Annotated in this window: 15 protein-coding genes and 1 pseudogene; 6 read left to right on the top strand and 10 right to left on the bottom strand. The window is 45.5% G+C overall.

Annotation, left to right across the window (positions count from 1 at the left end; all coding sequences use genetic code 11):
* Positions 1 to 22: 22 nt before the first annotated feature.
* Positions 23 to 1,378, bottom strand: coding sequence for a cell wall metabolism sensor histidine kinase WalK (locus tag U2H13_RS15900; RefSeq protein WP_014418842.1), 1,356 nt, complete (start codon positions 1,376 to 1,378; stop codon positions 23 to 25).
* Complete coding sequence (locus U2H13_RS15895; RefSeq protein WP_167409138.1) at positions 1,375 to 2,052, bottom strand: response regulator transcription factor; 678 nt, start codon at positions 2,050 to 2,052, stop codon at positions 1,375 to 1,377. The genes U2H13_RS15900 and U2H13_RS15895 overlap by 4 nt, the downstream gene beginning before the upstream one ends.
* A 276-nt stretch (positions 2,053 to 2,328) precedes the next feature.
* Between U2H13_RS15895 and U2H13_RS15890 the strand changes: the two genes are divergently transcribed.
* On the top strand, positions 2,329 to 3,690 hold the full coding sequence (locus tag U2H13_RS15890; protein WP_032863908.1) for a S1C family serine protease: 1,362 nt from the start codon (positions 2,329 to 2,331) through the stop codon (positions 3,688 to 3,690).
* A gap of 46 nt (positions 3,691 to 3,736) precedes the next feature.
* On the opposite strand, the gene U2H13_RS15885 is transcribed toward U2H13_RS15890, so the two are convergent.
* Positions 3,737 to 4,201, bottom strand: a complete 465-nt coding sequence (locus U2H13_RS15885; protein ID WP_007410071.1) for a Dps family protein — start codon at positions 4,199 to 4,201, stop codon at positions 3,737 to 3,739.
* A gap of 89 nt (positions 4,202 to 4,290) precedes the next feature.
* Positions 4,291 to 5,133, bottom strand: a complete 843-nt coding sequence (locus U2H13_RS15880; protein ID WP_017418950.1) for an oxidoreductase — start codon at positions 5,131 to 5,133, stop codon at positions 4,291 to 4,293.
* A 132-nt stretch (positions 5,134 to 5,265) separates the two neighbouring features.
* On the opposite strand from U2H13_RS15880, the gene U2H13_RS15875 reads away from it, so the two are divergent.
* From U2H13_RS15875 to U2H13_RS15860, 4 genes and pseudogenes are all read left to right on the top strand, one after another.
* A complete protein-coding gene (locus U2H13_RS15875; protein ID WP_376700533.1) occupies positions 5,266 to 7,047 on the top strand; it encodes a M3 family oligoendopeptidase in 1,782 nt (593 codons plus the stop codon).
* 118 nt (positions 7,048 to 7,165) lie between these two features.
* Positions 7,166 to 7,603, top strand: a complete 438-nt coding sequence (locus U2H13_RS15870; RefSeq protein ID WP_017418952.1) for a YusW family protein — start codon at positions 7,166 to 7,168, stop codon at positions 7,601 to 7,603.
* A gap of 155 nt (positions 7,604 to 7,758) precedes the next feature.
* A complete protein-coding gene (locus U2H13_RS15865) occupies positions 7,759 to 8,583 on the top strand; it encodes an ABC transporter ATP-binding protein (RefSeq protein WP_014418835.1) in 825 nt (274 codons plus the stop codon).
* A 2-nt stretch (positions 8,584 to 8,585) separates the two neighbouring features.
* Positions 8,586 to 8,853, top strand: a pseudogene (locus tag U2H13_RS15860) (YusU family protein).
* 184 nt (positions 8,854 to 9,037) lie between these two features.
* On the opposite strand, the gene U2H13_RS15855 reads toward U2H13_RS15860, so the two are convergent.
* Together U2H13_RS15855 and U2H13_RS15850 are read right to left on the bottom strand one after the other, a co-directional pair.
* Positions 9,038 to 10,078, bottom strand: coding sequence for a ketopantoate reductase family protein (locus tag U2H13_RS15855; RefSeq protein ID WP_014418834.1), 1,041 nt, complete (start codon positions 10,076 to 10,078; stop codon positions 9,038 to 9,040).
* 13 nt (positions 10,079 to 10,091) lie between these two features.
* Positions 10,092 to 10,838 carry an acetoacetate decarboxylase gene (locus U2H13_RS15850; RefSeq protein ID WP_022553746.1) on the bottom strand — a complete coding sequence of 249 codons (747 nt, stop codon included), beginning with the start codon at positions 10,836 to 10,838 and terminating at the stop codon, positions 10,092 to 10,094.
* Between the two features lie 122 nt (positions 10,839 to 10,960).
* Between U2H13_RS15850 and U2H13_RS15845 the strand changes: the two genes are divergently transcribed.
* A complete protein-coding gene (locus U2H13_RS15845; protein WP_014418832.1) occupies positions 10,961 to 11,848 on the top strand; it encodes a LysR family transcriptional regulator in 888 nt (295 codons plus the stop codon).
* Positions 11,849 to 11,960: 112 nt separating this feature from the next.
* Here the strand turns inward: U2H13_RS15845 and U2H13_RS15840 are convergent, their stop codons facing one another.
* The 4 genes from U2H13_RS15840 to U2H13_RS15825 all read right to left on the bottom strand — a co-directional run bounded on the left by U2H13_RS15840 (position 11,961) and on the right by U2H13_RS15825 (position 14,778).
* On the bottom strand, positions 11,961 to 13,556 hold the full coding sequence (locus U2H13_RS15840; protein WP_376700532.1) for an MDR family MFS transporter: 1,596 nt from the start codon (positions 13,554 to 13,556) through the stop codon (positions 11,961 to 11,963).
* A gap of 20 nt (positions 13,557 to 13,576) precedes the next feature.
* The gene (locus U2H13_RS15835) at positions 13,577 to 14,038 is read right to left on the bottom strand and encodes a MarR family winged helix-turn-helix transcriptional regulator (protein ID WP_003151828.1); all 462 of its coding nucleotides are present in this window, start codon (positions 14,036 to 14,038) and stop codon (positions 13,577 to 13,579) included.
* Between the two features lie 138 nt (positions 14,039 to 14,176).
* Positions 14,177 to 14,509, bottom strand: a complete 333-nt coding sequence (locus U2H13_RS15830; protein WP_017418957.1) for a spore coat protein — start codon at positions 14,507 to 14,509, stop codon at positions 14,177 to 14,179.
* Between the two features lie 11 nt (positions 14,510 to 14,520).
* Positions 14,521 to 14,778, bottom strand: a complete 258-nt coding sequence (locus U2H13_RS15825) for a hypothetical protein (protein WP_061862549.1) — start codon at positions 14,776 to 14,778, stop codon at positions 14,521 to 14,523.
* Positions 14,779 to 14,863 lie beyond the last annotated feature (85 nt).

Here is a 14,863-nt window from a genome sequence, read left to right as displayed (position 1 = left end):
GACTGCAATGAAACACTACAGTCTACTTTGGTACGATAATTCGGTAGATTACACCCGATTGGCCATTTTCAATTGAAATTGATGCTTTATGCAGGGTTAAAATCCGTTTTACGATGCTGAGTCCTATGCCGAACTCGCCTTTCTTCCCTTTATTAAAAGGCTCGTACAAGCTGGATAGCATCTCATCCTCAATCGGAGGCCCGTCATTTTTAACCGTCATGACAATCTGCTGCTGATTTTGGCTGATCCGAATGTGAATCGCCGTTTCTGCATAGCGGATTTGATTTTCGAGAATGTTTTCAAGAAGTTTGCTCCATTGTTCCGGATCACCGGGCATCATTAATGCATCTTCTGTTTCAACGGTCCACGATAATTCCTTCCGGGCCCATTTGAGCCGTTCAATGACTTCTTCCGTGACCTTCACAATGTCAAATGTCTCATGGTGCACCCGCTGCTTCATTAAATAATCAAGCTTCGTTAAATATAATAAATCCTTAATTTTCTTCTCAAGTTTTTCTGCTTCGCCTTCAATGACATCAATTGTGGTTTCCAGATCCCCCTTAGGAAAAATCCCGTCCTTTATTGATTGAGTATAGCCCCTTATCACCATGACAGGCGTTTTTAAATCATGAGAGATATTTTGCAGGAGCGTTCTTTCCGTTTCATCCTTTTGTACCAGCTTGCTCCGCATGTCTTCAATGGTATGGCCTAATTTTCCGATTTCGTCTTTCCTGTCGACGATGACCGGATCATCCCAATCCTGTTTTGAAATCCGTTTGACATGCTTCTCTAAGGAAACGAGCGGGCGCGAGAGATATTTGGCAAGCCAAATCGCCGGAATCCAGCTTAACAAAATCACGCCGGCAATGATAAAGAGCAGCTGCTTGAACAGGGTGAATGCCAGATCATCACGATAGGAATCAAGGGCGTAAGACAGCATCATCGCATCCTGGCCGTTAATGGTGAGGCCTTTTTTAATGACGAAAAATACTTTTTCACCGCTGATGTCCGCGCTGTATCGTTTCGTGACGCTGTGCTGGCGGCCCGCGAGCTTGTACACTTTATGGATAAAGGAAGAAGAAAAGTAGTTCAAGTCTTTGTCACTGGCCGATTCCTCCCGTTCCGGCAGAAGAACGTGCTGAACGGATCGGAAAGTCGTCGGAGCGGTCGCATCCTCGCTGTAATATCCCCGCTCGATCGATCCGGGCAGCCGGTACTCCGTCAGTACATGCTGTTCATTTTCAATGGTCGTATACGTTTCATCCGTGAAAAAATTACGCAGCGTATTTGAGAACAGCACGAGCAGCAGAATCGAAATGGCTAAGAGGATGCCTGAGATGACCACCCATATTTGAAAAGCAAGCGGCTTATTTTTCATGACGTCATCATCCTGTAGCCGAATCCGTAAATGGTTTCAACCTTTAACTCCGGCATTTTTTTCCGCAGCCTCCGCACAAGATCATCGACCACCCGGTCAGTGCCGAAATAATCATGGCCCCATATTTTCAGCAGAATATCTTCCCTGGAAAAGGGGTGTCCTTTATGGTGAAGAAATAAAAGCAGCAGATCAAATTCCTTAGACGTCAAATTGACCAGGCTGCCGGTTTCATCATAAACCTCTCGGGCATCTTCGATCACATTGTAGGAAGAAACGGTGATGCCGGTTTTCTTTGCGGCGGGCTGTTCTTTATACACGAGCTCCAGCAACTTCTGAACCCGTATAATGAGCTCTCTCGGCAAAAAAGGCTTGGCGATATAATCATTGCTTCCAAGCTCTAACCCGAGGACTCTGTCAATATCGGCATCCCGCGCGGAAATGAAAATGACGGGCACATCGGGATCTTTTTCTTTTATTTCTTTTATCAATGTATAGCCGTCCGTATCCGGAAGCATGATGTCGAGAATCCACAAGTGGGGAGACGGCTGTATCTGCTTTCTGGCATCTTCGCCTTTTGTGAAAGATGTAATGTTCCAGCCTTCATTCTCTAAATATTTTGTGAGCAGTTCATTCAGGTTATCCTCATCTTCAACTAGATAAATGGTGTATGACAAGGCATTTCACATCCTTTCAACGTCATTATACTAGTTTTAACACACTCAAGCCGCATTTTCATAATTTCACATATTCTTTTCATTTTTATCCCACAATGTTTGTTTATGATGTGTATAAGGGAAGAAAGGAAGAAAAAAAGCGGGGAAGATAACATGTTTAAACACATTTTGTTTTGGAGCTTTGCTTTTCTCCTTATTATTGGGACAATAGAACTTGTACATGCGATGAATATGTAATCGATAGAATGAAAACATGCTGAAGGAGTGTGCGTGAATATGAATGATCATCGAGATGACGGCAGAAGCCGCGATCAGTCAGATCTTTCACATACGGAACAAAACAGAAATGAACAGCAGCGGATCAGCCATCAGGAGCCGGAGCTGCTCGAAGGGCCCGTCTCGAAAGAAGCGGAAAACGAGACGGCCGCCGGCGCGGAATTTGAAAAAACGGCTGCCGTGAAAAAAGAAAAAAAACGGAGAGCCGCTTGGCTGAGCCCGATTTTAGGCGGTATTATCGGCGGAGGCCTCGTGCTTGGCATTGTGCCGAACCTGCCGAGTGAGCAGCATAAGACAGAAGCCGTTTCTGATACGAAACAAGTTCAGTCTTCGAATTTTACGTCAACGCCTTTGAAAAATACCTCAAGCGTAGCGGATATGGTAGAAGATTTGGAGCCTGCGATTGTGGGAGTGTCCAACTACCAAGCTTCGCAAAGCAGCCAGTTCGGACTTGACGGCGGTTCAAGCTCTGAAACGGAAAGCGGCACGGGGTCCGGCGTCATCTTCAAAAAAGACGGCGAAAAAGCGTACATCATTACAAACAATCATGTCGTAGAAGGTGCGAACAAACTGTCGGTCACTCTTTACAATGGGAAAACCGAAACGGCAAAGCTTGTCGGAAAGGATGCCATCAGTGACTTGGCTGTATTGGAAATCAGCTCGTCCAATGTCAAAAAAGCGGCCAGCTTCGGAGATTCCTCCAAGCTCCGCATTGCCGATAAAGTAATTGCCATCGGCAACCCGCTCGGCCAGCAGTTTTCCGGCACCGTCACACAAGGTGTCATCAGCGGGCTGAACAGAACGGTAGACGCCGATACATCCCAAGGCACGGTGGAAATGAACGTGATTCAGACGGATGCGGCGATTAACCCCGGAAACAGCGGCGGCCCGTTAATCAACTCAAGCGGCCAGGTTATCGGGATCAACAGCATGAAAGTCAGTGAAAGCGGCGTGGAGTCACTCGGCTTTGCCATTCCGAGCAATGATGTAGAACCGATAGTCGACCAGCTGCTTGCAAAAGGAAAAGTCGAGCGCCCGTTTTTAGGTGTGCAGATGATTGATATGTCGCAAGTGCCGGAAACCTATCAGGAAAACACGCTCGGACTGTTCGGCGACCAGCTGTCTAAGGGTGTTTACGTAAAAGAGGTGCAATCCGGCTCACCGGCTGCGAAAGCGGGCATCAAATCAAATGACGTCATTGTACAATTGAACGGCAAAGATGTCGGCAGCAGCGCCGATATCAGACAGATCTTATATAACCAGCTGAAAATCGGCGATAAGACGACTGTTCAAGTTCTCAGAAGCGGAAGCAAAAAGACGCTGAACGTCACATTAACGAAACAAACCGAAAGCGCAAGCTGAACGCATAAAAAAAGCTGAACCTTCAACTGAGGTTCAGCTTTTTTCGTCATTCTCCCAAGTAGGCTGACAGCATCCACACATGCTTGTCCGCTTCTTCAACTAATCCGACAAACAGGTCGGCAGTTGACGGGTCATTTTGTTCCTCGGCGATGCCGATGACAAATTTTGATTCGCGGCTGATTTGTTTATAGTCTTGAACCAGTGATTCCACCATTTCAGAAGCCGTTTTTTCCTGGCCTTCATCCGTAATGGAAGCTTGTTCAAGGTAAGTGTGTAAAGTCGCCGCAGGCTGTCCGCCGATGGCCAGAAGACGCTCTGCGATAGCATCCGCCGTTTCCGCCGCTTCGTTATACAGTTCTTCAAATTTTTCATGAAGCGTAAAGAAGTGAGGGCCTTTTACATACCAATGGAAGCGGTGCAGTTTAGAGTAAAGGATAAACCAGTTTGATAATTGTGTGTTCATTGATTTCTCAACAAGAGTTTCAGTTTTTTTCGCGTTTTGTGTATTCATATTCATCGTCCTCCCTGTGATCTGTTAATTTAATTATATCACGTATCAAATAAAAATCAATACTAAATTATAATAATTATAATTTAGGTTTAAGTGAACAGCTTTTTCTTCACAACAGATTCCCAGGCGGACCACGAGAAGAGTGAGCGGAAAGCCAATGCCAGCTTAACGCCCCTGCCGATCGGATACCGCAGTTTCTTCAGCCGTTTCCTTTGTGCCAATTGATAAATCAGCTCCGCTACGTCATCAGGATCGCCGCTTTTGGATGCGTTGGCTTTGAAGTAAGCTTCGATTTGCTGATAATAGCGGTAATAAGGCGAATCTTTGGCGGGTGCCGTAAGATGATTGGAGAGAGACGTTTCCCAAATAGACGTTTTATAGGAGCCCGGTTCTATTAAAGCGGCATCAATTCCTAAAGGCAGCAGTTCGAGGCGCAGACACTCTGTAAATCCTTCAACCGCGAATTTGGAAGAGACGTACGGAGATAGAGCCGGGAAACCGGTCAGTCCGCTGATACTGCTGATATTGAAGATTTTCGCCCCGCCATGTTTTCGCATATAAGGCAGCACGGTTTTTGTGACGTGAATCAGACCGAATACATTTGTTTCATACTGCTGTCTGTAATGTTCCATCAGCACATCGTCAATAAACCCCCCGTACGCAGAGCCGGCGTTATTGACGAGCAGGTCAATCGGTCCGAAACCGCTGATGGTGTTCCCGAAGTCAGACACCGACTGCTCATTTGTCACATCTAAAGAAACGACCGTAACATGATCGGATGCACCCGCTTGAGCGGCGGCCTCTTTCAGTATTTCAGCTTTCTCCGGCTGTCTGGCTGTTGCGATGACGTGATAGGACCGGGCGAGCTTCAGCGCTGTCAGCAGCCCGAATCCGCTCGTCGCGCCGGTTACAATGGCAATTTTTCTGTTCATCTTATAATCCTCCCCGTTTGTTCTTATCTCATAGTGTATAACATCTCGCGGAAAGAAGGAGAAATCGTTCGGAAATATGTCAGAATTGTTTTATAATGGAGTCAGCTTCGGATAGAAAGGGGTAAAGAAAAGATGGCATTAAAGGGATTGAAGGAAACATGGGATTTAAACTCCATTTTTGAGGGCGGGAGCCGGTCGGAAGAGTTTCAGCAATACATACAAGAGCTCAAAAAGCATCTAAGTGCTTTTCAACATGCGGTTGAAGCGTTTACAGTTCCGGCGCATGCGGATGAAAGCCGGGACCTGATCAATCTGATCGATAGGTTTGAACGGTCAGCGATCATGATCAGGCAGGCGGGAGCGTTCGTCGGCTGTCTTCAGGCTCAGAACACTCATGATCAGAAAGCGAATGAATGGAGGGCGCGGATTAATCAGCTGAGCAGTGATTTTAAATCCGCTCTGGTCACCCTTGACGATACACTTGCCCGGATTGACGAGCGGGTCTGGGAGGAGCTGCTGCAAAAACCGGAACTTCAGGATCTCACATATGTTTTAAATGAGAGAAGAGACCGTGTCAAAGAGAAGCTCAGCGCTTCGGAAGAAAGGCTGATTGAAGGCCTGGCCGTTGACGGCTATCACGCATGGGGCGACCTGTATAATGCGGCTGTCGGCAGAATGAAGATTCCGTTTGAGGATAAAGAGCTGTCGGTCGGCCAAGCGGAAAATATGATGGCGCACCCGGACCGCCGCATCAGACGCCAAGTGTTCAAAGAGCTTAATGAAGCCTGGAAAGGAGAAGAGGAGCTTTTCGGCAGCACGCTGAACCATCTGGCCGGCTTCCGCACGGAAATCTATAAAGCGCGGGGCTGGAAAAGCGCTTTGGAAGAGCCGCTTGCGATCAACCGGATGAAAAAAGAAACGCTGGATGTCATGTGGCAGGTCATTACCGATCATAAAAAACCTTTTGCCGAATACCTGAATCGAAAGGCATCTCTTTTAGGGCTTGAGCGGCTGAACTGGTATGATGTGGACGCGCCGATCGGCGAGGCTCCGAAAGAATACACATTTGATGAAGCGGCCAATCTGATCGTCAGCCAATTTTCGACGTTTGGCAAAAAGCTGTCCGCGTTTACGGAAAAAGCGTTCCGCGATCGGTGGATAGAAGCGGAAGACCGCAGCGGCAAACGGGTCGGCGGTTTCTGCACCAGCTTTCCCGACAGCGGGGAATCCCGGATTTTTATGACGTTTTCCGGAAGCGCTTCGAATGTATCGACGCTGGCGCATGAGCTCGGTCACGCGTTCCATCAGGAGGCCATGCTTCAAGTGCGGCAGCTGAACAGAGCCTACGCTATGAATGTCGCTGAAACAGCCTCGACCTTTGCGGAAATGATCGTCGCCGACGCCGCTTTGAAACAAGCGGAAACAAAGGATGAAAAGCTGTTCTTGCTTGAGGATAAAATTCAAAGAAGCGTAGCCATGTTTATGAATATTCATGCGAGATTTTTATTTGAAACGCGTTTTTATGAAGAGCGCAAGCAGGGCGTCGTTCCGGCTGAGAAACTGAATGAACTGATGGAAGCGGCGCAGAAAGAAGCGTTTTGCGATTCATTAGGGGAATACCACCCTCATTTCTGGGCGTCAAAACTGCATTTTCATATTACGGGAGTGCCGTTTTACAACTTTCCGTATACGTTCGGTTACTTATTTTCGCTTGGAATATATGCAAGAGCTCTTCGGAAAAAAGCGGATTTTGAAGAAAAATATATCGCGCTTTTGTGTGACACGGCTTCGATGACTGTTGAGGATTTGGCGATGAAGCACCTTGGAGCGGATCTGACGGAACGGTCGTTTTGGGAAGACGCAGTCCGCCTTGCTGTACAGGATGTGCAGGAATTTTTAGAGCTGACTGAATGATAATCTGGAGATGAACCGGCCGGAGTGTTACCGCTCCGGTTCTTTTTTGTTTAATGAATGACAGCCGCCTCCCTTGGAAATACCTAAAAACGATCGGAATGGAATGGGAGTGAATCGCATGAAATGGTTCAGGACGGCGGGCGTTTTATGTCTTACGCTGATGCTGATTGCCGGCTGCCGATTGAATGAAGAAAAACGGGAAGCGGAACAAGACAGCACACCCGTGTCATCCGCGAAGCCGGTTCCTTACAGCAGCTTTTCCCTTCGCGTCAGCTACGGAGCCGGAGAGCATAACCGCTATGAAGGTTTGTATGAAAGAAAAAGCGGTCATGAAAAGGCGGACATCCGGGACAAGCTCTCAGGGGTTCACAGAGAGGGCGAGGAAGCGCTTGATGAAATGAAGATGATCCTCGGAGAACTTGCCGTAAACAGCCGGATGCAGGAAAGCGAGGTCGTCCGGCAGGTGCTCTCGGCTTTTAATTTAGACAGCCGCTATGACCATTTTTATCTGAAACTGAAAAAGAACGACGGAGAAATGACAGAAATAAAAAAATAACCGCCGTCCGCTGCTTTTTTGCCCAAAACTAATTGATAATGATATTCAGAGTCATTAATTTCTGTTACAATATAATCATGATCTCACGTTGAATGTTTAGGCAATTTGTTTATATACATAGTGTTGGGAAACTCAAAAAAGGAGCGGTTAGCGGTATGAGTGCAATTTCTACAGAGACGCTGAGCTTAGGGTACGGAGAAACTGTTATCATTGACGAATTGGATGTCGCGATTCCAAAAGGCGAAATAACTGTATTGATCGGAAGCAACGGCTGCGGAAAATCGACGCTTTTACGTTCATTGGCCCGGCTGATGAAACCGAGGGGCGGTTCTGTGCTTTTAGAAGGAAAAGCCATCGCTAAGCTTCCGACGAAGGAAGTGGCAAGAGAGCTCGCTATTTTGCCGCAGAGTCCGTCAGCTCCCGAAGGCCTGACGGTGCATCAGCTTGTGAAGCAGGGAAGATACCCTTATCAAAGCTGGCTGAAGCAATGGTCCAAAGAGGACGAAGACGCAGTGGCAAACGCGCTTAAAGCGACGAAGCTTGAGGAAATGGCCGACCGTCCGGTGGATTCCTTGTCAGGCGGACAGCGCCAGCGCGCATGGATTGCGATGACACTCGCTCAGGATACGGATATCATTCTGCTTGACGAGCCGACAACCTATCTCGACATGACGCATCAAATTGAAATTCTTGATTTGCTGTTTGAATTAAATGAAAAAGAAAAACGCACAATCGTCATGGTGCTGCACGACCTCAATCTGGCATGCCGTTATGCCCATTATCTGGTCGCCATTAAGGATAAACAGATTTACGCAGAGGGCCGTCCCGAAGAAGTCATCACTTGCGAGCTTGTACAGCAGGTCTTTGCGATGAACTGCCAGGTAACGCAAGACCCGCTGTTCGGCACGCCGCTTTGCATTCCGCACGGACGCGGCAGATGTATCGTGCAGGAAGCGGCCCTCACCGCCCGATTGTCATAATCATGAAAAAGGGAAGGGAACGGTATGGAAGAGAAACTTCAGCAGCAGCTGGACGGCCTGCTTGAAAAATACACGGAACTATTGCTTGGTGAAACAAACCCGGATGTAAAGGAAGAAGTCAGGCAGTGGATTTTGTATACACATATCGCAAAAAGCATGCCTCCGCTCGTCAAACATTGGAATCAATCCTACCCGGACGCCAAAGAGGGCATCAAAGCTGCGATACAGCACATTAAACAGCTCAATGAAGCACACAGAAAAAAACAATAAAAAAGCTTTCGGCATCAAAGAGAGGTGCCGGAAGCTTTTTTTCTGAAAAGGAAAGGCGCCGTTCAATTCATAGCGAAGAACTTTAATGTAACTAACGCACCCGTTTGTTAACGTATATTTCTTCCGCTTGCTGAACCAAGAAAAAAGGACCGCCGCAGCAATCCCTTTCTCTCTTTCCTATATATCACATTTCCTTTCGGATACGTAATAACTCTTCAAATGCTTTTATATTTGTATCAAAATTGGGCACTGTTTGAGATTCCTCGGCACATTTGACTTGTGCTACAACCAAATCATGAAAAGGTGTTGAAATGCCAGTACCTTCTGCCATTTTGGGAATAACTCCATTAATATAATCAATTTCAGTTTTGCGTTTTTTCTCAAGATCCTGAAGCATACTTGCTCTTAGCAGCCTAGATGGTTCCATGGCTGACCTAAATGTTTGGATACGTTCAGGAATATCATTTTCGCTTCTTAATTCCAAAGATTCTAAATCAAGGCCGCCCATTTTCGCAAATTTGACACCATTGGCGTGTCCAACCTTAATCGTCTCATCTGCGATATGAACTGCACTAACAATGCCGATTTCATGGTCAAGAATGTCTCCGTATTCTCCGTTTAATGCTGCCGATAAACCACTGAATGCATTATTGATAAGTAATTTTGACCACTTCGTTCCAACTAAATTATCGGAAATATGTGTTCCGCCGATAAGGTCTAAAACCGATTTAATACGCTGGATTCTTTCTGTTGTTTCACCATGTAATTCTCCAATTTGAAAAGCGTACTCTTTAAATTGAGTATACTCAGTTGTAAGTCTGGATACGCCCGGTTCAATAAACGTAGCACCAAATTCAACAGAACCTGCAATAACACGTTCATCACCAACGATCGAAGCGACTTTCTGTTCAGGTATACCGTTTTGCAAGGAACATACTACACTGTCATCCTTTAAAAAAGGCAGTAACTCCTTAAGAATGGAGTCATTATATAATTGTTTCGTCAGAAGTAATATGAAATCATACTTGCCTGACTTGTTTTCAGGGGTAATGGCTTTCACCTTTGCTTGAAATTCCGTTGTACCAACTACTTTAGCACCTATTTGATTTAAAGTATCTACATGTTCTTTGTATGAATCAATCAATTCGACATCCATTCCGCCAGCAGACAGATATGCTCCAACAATGGTTCCTAAAGAACCTGCTCCTAAAACTGCAATTCTCATTGTAAACGTCTCCTTATTTTTCCTCTAAGTAGTTATAAACCGGCTGTGCTGCATTTAAGGTTAAATCCGTAATAATATGAGATGCTGAAACAACTTCTAGTACAGGCAAATCTGCAAGCGGTGCCAGAGCATGTTCAAATAATTGAAGCCGCGCCGGTCCAGTCCAGGCACCTTTAACTTCTATATTCGTTATTTGCGTTCTCACCAAATCACAAACCCTTAAATCACCATTGTAATCAGTAGCAATCTTCACCATAAAATTAGGTCGGCAAATTTCCCTTTTCGCTTTTTCATTGTCCATTTCGAAATGTTTATATCCCATAGTCGCAGCTGCCACACGAAGACTGCCATAATCTAATGTGCCAACAAGAGTATCAGAGTCTATATACAGCTTAGGGGCACCCAATTTCTTTGGATATGCAGTAAGTTCCCGTCCGCTTGCAATAGCCGGGAAATTGTCTACATACATAGAATGTACATAATCCCCTTCTTCACCATTAAAGCTGACAGGGATGACTTGTCCCGCCTCTGTATAGGCACCAAGTCCGGAAACATCGGGCATCCACATCACTTCGAATTTCACTAGAGGTTCAGTAATTTCAAGAGGTTCCGGCACTGCCGCACGTAAAGCTTTTTCATCCGTTCGGTAAATAATATTAAGATATTCCCGGTTAACAAATTTATAGGTTGGCACGGGGTAAGCAGGTGATGTTAAAGGTGTGTTTAAATTTTTCACAATGTTATTCACATCAATTTTCATAGTAGGAAACCCCTTTCCTTTTATTTAACTGCGTTATTATCTTACATCCGCATTTACATTTAATCCAATACATAATAAGGTATATATATATTTATTGAAATAAATGAGGGGGGTGCAGACAGATGGAATTGCTGCAGCTAAAATACTTTCAGACAGTTGCCTATACTGAACATATTTCTAAAGCAGCAGAACAATTAAAGATTGCCCAGCCTTCTTTAAGTCTCACTATAAAAAGACTTGAGAATGAACTGGGAACAACCTTGTTTGAGAGAAAAGGCAGAAATATTAAGCTGAGTTCAGCAGGGAAAATTCTTTTAAAACATGTAAACAGGATTTTTACTGAGATTGAAAATGCACAAACGGAAATTCAATTGGAGGAACATCAAATGTCTGACACCATCAGAATATCTATTTCCAATCCAAGATTCCTTGCAGGACTGATGAGTGAATATATCAACCGCTCCCCTCAATCAAAAATTCTCCAAGCAATCGGAGTTAAAAGCGAGATCATAACAAGTTTAAAAAAAGGGGACATTGATTTAGGAATAACAGGTCATCCGATTCAAGATGAAGAGATAGAGAGTTGTGTGCTGGTAAATGAAGATATTGTTCTGGCTTTGCCCTCAAACCACCGATTTACGGGTAAAACAGAAATTTCTTTACGTCTTGCCGCCGATGAACCATTTATTACCCTTGCTAATAATGAAGAGTACAGCGGTTTTACAGCCTCGCTTTGTGAGAAAGCCGGTTTCACCCCAAATATTGCATTTGAGGCAGATTCTCATTTACTGGTCGAGATTATAAAGCTGGATCAAGGTGTTGCGTTGCTTCCTATTTCAGTTTGCAGAACATTGGGGCTGAATTTTATAAAAGTGACTGATCACTCTGCTTCATATCCAGTCGGCTTATCTTGGTTAAGACATAAGCTGTTATCTTCTTCGATAAGAAATTTTCGTGACTTTATTATGTCGTACTATAAAGATAACTATGAAATGTTTAAGGTTTATTAAAGGGTTTCATCATTATTTTTTTGAATTTTTCCCCCAATTCCAATGAGGCGGAAGACTGGCCATTCCCAGATGATATAAAAAAATCCCGCGGCATCCGCGGGATTTTTCTTTGTTAAACGGCTTTCGCCTTTTCTTCTTGTTTGCCTGTCTTTTTGTTTGTCAGTTTAATTGATTTAACAAACAGCGTGAGGATCAATCCGGCAGCGATAAAGGCCAGGCCTGTGAAAAACACGCTGTGAAGCGAATCCATCAGTGACGTTTTCAAAACCGGCACGATATGGGAAGAAAATGCGGCCGGAATCTGCTTAATCGATTCCTGGCTGAACAGGGATTGAAGCAGCCCTTCAGGATTCTTGTCAATCATACCTTTAAACTGGGCGGCAAAGGCACTTGCCTGTTTCGGCAGTGAGTCTAAGTAAGGCACCAGTCTGTCGGTTAAAAGGCTTCCTGATCTGGCATTCATGACAGCGCCGAGCACCGTAATGCCGAACGTTCCCCCGATCATCCGGAAAAATTGGCTTGAAGAGGTCACAACACCCAGCTCTTCTTTTGAAAACGTTTCTTGCAGAGCGAGTGTGAGAAGCGGCATGACGAGCCCCATTCCCAGACCGATCACGGCCATATAGCACGTAGCCGCGAGCTTGCTTGTATCCAGCTGTAAGGTCGTTAATAAGAAGAAGCCGACGGCCATGATCAGCATGCCGATCATGATTTGCGGTTTAATACCGATCTTATAAACCAGCTGGCCTCCGATAATACTTGTGATAATCATAGATACCATCATCGGCGTCATAATCGTGCCGGACGCGGTGGCGCTGACTCCGATAATTCCCTGCATAAAGAAAGGAACGAACGTAACGGCGCCGAACATGCCGATACTCATGAAAAAGCCGATCAGATTCAGTACGGTAAACGTTCTGTTTTTAAACAGGTACATCGGCAGAATCGGCTCCTTTGCTTTGGTTTCAGCGAAAATGAATCCGACAATCCCGGCAAGCGCAAGCGCAAAGAGACCGAGAATCTGCCAAGAGCCCCATGCGTAATCCTTTCCTCCGAAGCTGAGCGCGAGGAGGAGGCTGACGATTCCGACGATCATTGTGAAAATGCCGGCGATGTCAAAGTTAATCGGCCCAGTCTGTTTTCTGCCTTGAAGTCCTCTTGCGATAAAGATCACGGCTAAAATTCCGACAGGCAGGTTGATATAGAAAACCCATTTCCAATTTAATGAGTCAACAATCCAGCCCCCGATTTGCGGGCCGATCACGGAAGCAAGCCCGTAAATCGCCCCGAAAAGCCCTTGGAACTTGGCACGCTGTTTTCCTGTGAACAAATCCCCGATGACGATCATAGCCATCGGCATCATGACACCGCCGCCGATTCCCTGAAGTCCGCGGAAAATAATCAGTTCCGTCATGTTGCTGGCCATTCCGCACAGTGCGGAAGCTCCCATAAAAATCAATAAACCTGACACATAGACGACGCGGCGTCCCAATAAATCTGCAAGTTTCCCCGCAATCGGAACGATCGTCGTCGAAGTTAAAAGATATGCCGTGGTCAGCCACGTCATCATGCTTAATCCCCCGAGGTCACCCACGATTTTAGGAATCGCCGTTCCTACGATGGTGCCGTCAAGGGCTGAGAAAAACATGGCGATGATTAAGCCGGTTATCAATAATGTGCGTTTTGGATCTTTCTTTTCAATGCTCATGTTTCGGCAGCTCCTCTATTCTATTCGTTTTCTTTTTGATCAGCCGCGTATTTCTCGGCGGCTTCCGCTACTTTGCGGATGATGTTCACGGACTGAATCAGTTCATCGTCAGTCAGAACGGACAGGTTTCGCGCCAGTATCGCTTTCCGTCCTTCCACAACATCTTCGAATTTTGTTTCGCCTTTTTTGGTGAGGCTGATGTCGATGACGCGTCTGTCCTGCTGGTTATGTTTGCGGACGATAAGTCCTTTTTGCTCGAGGCGGTCGGCCATCAGCGTCACTGCGCTCGGTTTTACCTCCATGCGTTCCGCAATTTCGGAAACTTTGCAGCTCCCGTGTTTTTTCAGGCTGGCTAAAACAAATAATTGGGCAGGCGTCACCTCGTGTTTTGCCATGCTTTCCACCATTTCAGGCTGTATGTTTTGCAGCAGCGTCTGAAGAGATTTCTGGATGTCAGACACATATTGATCCGCGTTTTTCATAACTCCTCCTCATCTTGTTCCTTGAGAAAATAATTAACATTAGTTAAATATAAATAAGGATTAATGATAAGTCAATCTTTTTGTGCAAAAATAAAAAAAGGATTGATGCTTGTCGAAAACATCAAATCCTTCTTCGTTTTACTGCTGATAGGGAGACTGCTGCTGAATGGTCTGCCGGAACTTCTCATACGATTGCTGAAGCTTTTGGGTATCGGCTGCTTCAATGGAATACCAGCCATTTTGAAACATCACATCGTATAATCTTCTTTGCGCTTTTTGTGACTCATCGAAAATCGCCTGAATATCTTGATAAAGAGACTCGTGGCTGAACTCGTGCAGGGCTGTGCAATATGAAGCCGTGATGTATTTTTCCGTCGTCAGCAGCTCATTCACCAAGTCTCTGTCATTCATTTGCGCCGTATTGGGCACGGGCGTTTGCGGATTCGTGATTTTTTGATTTTGCTGTTCCATGTATTGTCCTCCTATTGCATATAGCCTGTTGTTGTCTGTCCGCCTTGATCGGGGTTCAAGCGGTCCAATATGTGCTGATAATGCTTCTGATGCATCCGGCCGATCTGATCAAGCTCTTGTTTTAACGTCTGATTCTGACAGTGTTCCGCCATAAAATGCGCTTTTTTCATGGCAAGCAGATTCCAGTTCAGCATGTCCTCAAGATACAAATGGTCTTTCGTTGAGATGACGGCAGGCGGCAAGTTTCCGTGCTGCTCTTGATTGTTCATATAAACGCCTCCTTCAATTCTGTTCTTTTTAGCTTTCTCTGCGATCAGGATTTCATACACAAATAAAAGAAAAAGGAGGGAGTTC

Origin of the sequence: Bacillus sp. A1, from assembly GCF_042296235.1 — a bacterium.
Taxonomy (GTDB): Bacteria; Bacillota; Bacilli; order Bacillales; family Bacillaceae; genus Bacillus; species Bacillus velezensis.
Note: the sequence above shows the minus strand (reverse complement) of the source record. Positions and strands in the feature narration are given on the sequence as shown.

Excerpts from the sequence above, each read along its gene's own strand:
- U2H13_RS15825 (WP_061862549.1), bottom strand. The coding sequence starts at position 14,778 with ATGAACAATCAAGAGCAGCACGGAAACTTGCCGCCTGCCGTCATCTCA.
- U2H13_RS15875 (WP_376700533.1), top strand. The coding sequence starts at position 5,266 with ATGGCATTAAAGGGATTGAAGGAAACATGGGATTTAAACTCCATTTTT.
- U2H13_RS15845 (WP_014418832.1), top strand. The coding sequence starts at position 10,961 with ATGGAATTGCTGCAGCTAAAATACTTTCAGACAGTTGCCTATACTGAA.
- U2H13_RS15865 (WP_014418835.1), top strand. The coding sequence starts at position 7,759 with ATGAGTGCAATTTCTACAGAGACGCTGAGCTTAGGGTACGGAGAAACT.
- U2H13_RS15855 (WP_014418834.1), bottom strand. The coding sequence starts at position 10,078 with ATGAGAATTGCAGTTTTAGGAGCAGGTTCTTTAGGAACCATTGTTGGA.
- U2H13_RS15890 (WP_032863908.1), top strand. The coding sequence starts at position 2,329 with ATGAATGATCATCGAGATGACGGCAGAAGCCGCGATCAGTCAGATCTT.
- U2H13_RS15900 (WP_014418842.1), bottom strand. The coding sequence starts at position 1,378 with ATGAAAAATAAGCCGCTTGCTTTTCAAATATGGGTGGTCATCTCAGGC.
- U2H13_RS15830 (WP_017418957.1), bottom strand. The coding sequence starts at position 14,509 with ATGGAACAGCAAAATCAAAAAATCACGAATCCGCAAACGCCCGTGCCC.
- U2H13_RS15870 (WP_017418952.1), top strand. The coding sequence starts at position 7,166 with ATGAAATGGTTCAGGACGGCGGGCGTTTTATGTCTTACGCTGATGCTG.
- U2H13_RS15840 (WP_376700532.1), bottom strand. The coding sequence starts at position 13,556 with ATGAGCATTGAAAAGAAAGATCCAAAACGCACATTATTGATAACCGGC.
- U2H13_RS15835 (WP_003151828.1), bottom strand. The coding sequence starts at position 14,038 with ATGAAAAACGCGGATCAATATGTGTCTGACATCCAGAAATCTCTTCAG.
- U2H13_RS15850 (WP_022553746.1), bottom strand. The coding sequence starts at position 10,838 with ATGAAAATTGATGTGAATAACATTGTGAAAAATTTAAACACACCTTTA.
- U2H13_RS15880 (WP_017418950.1), bottom strand. The coding sequence starts at position 5,133 with ATGAACAGAAAAATTGCCATTGTAACCGGCGCGACGAGCGGATTCGGG.
- U2H13_RS15885 (WP_007410071.1), bottom strand. The coding sequence starts at position 4,201 with ATGAATACACAAAACGCGAAAAAAACTGAAACTCTTGTTGAGAAATCA.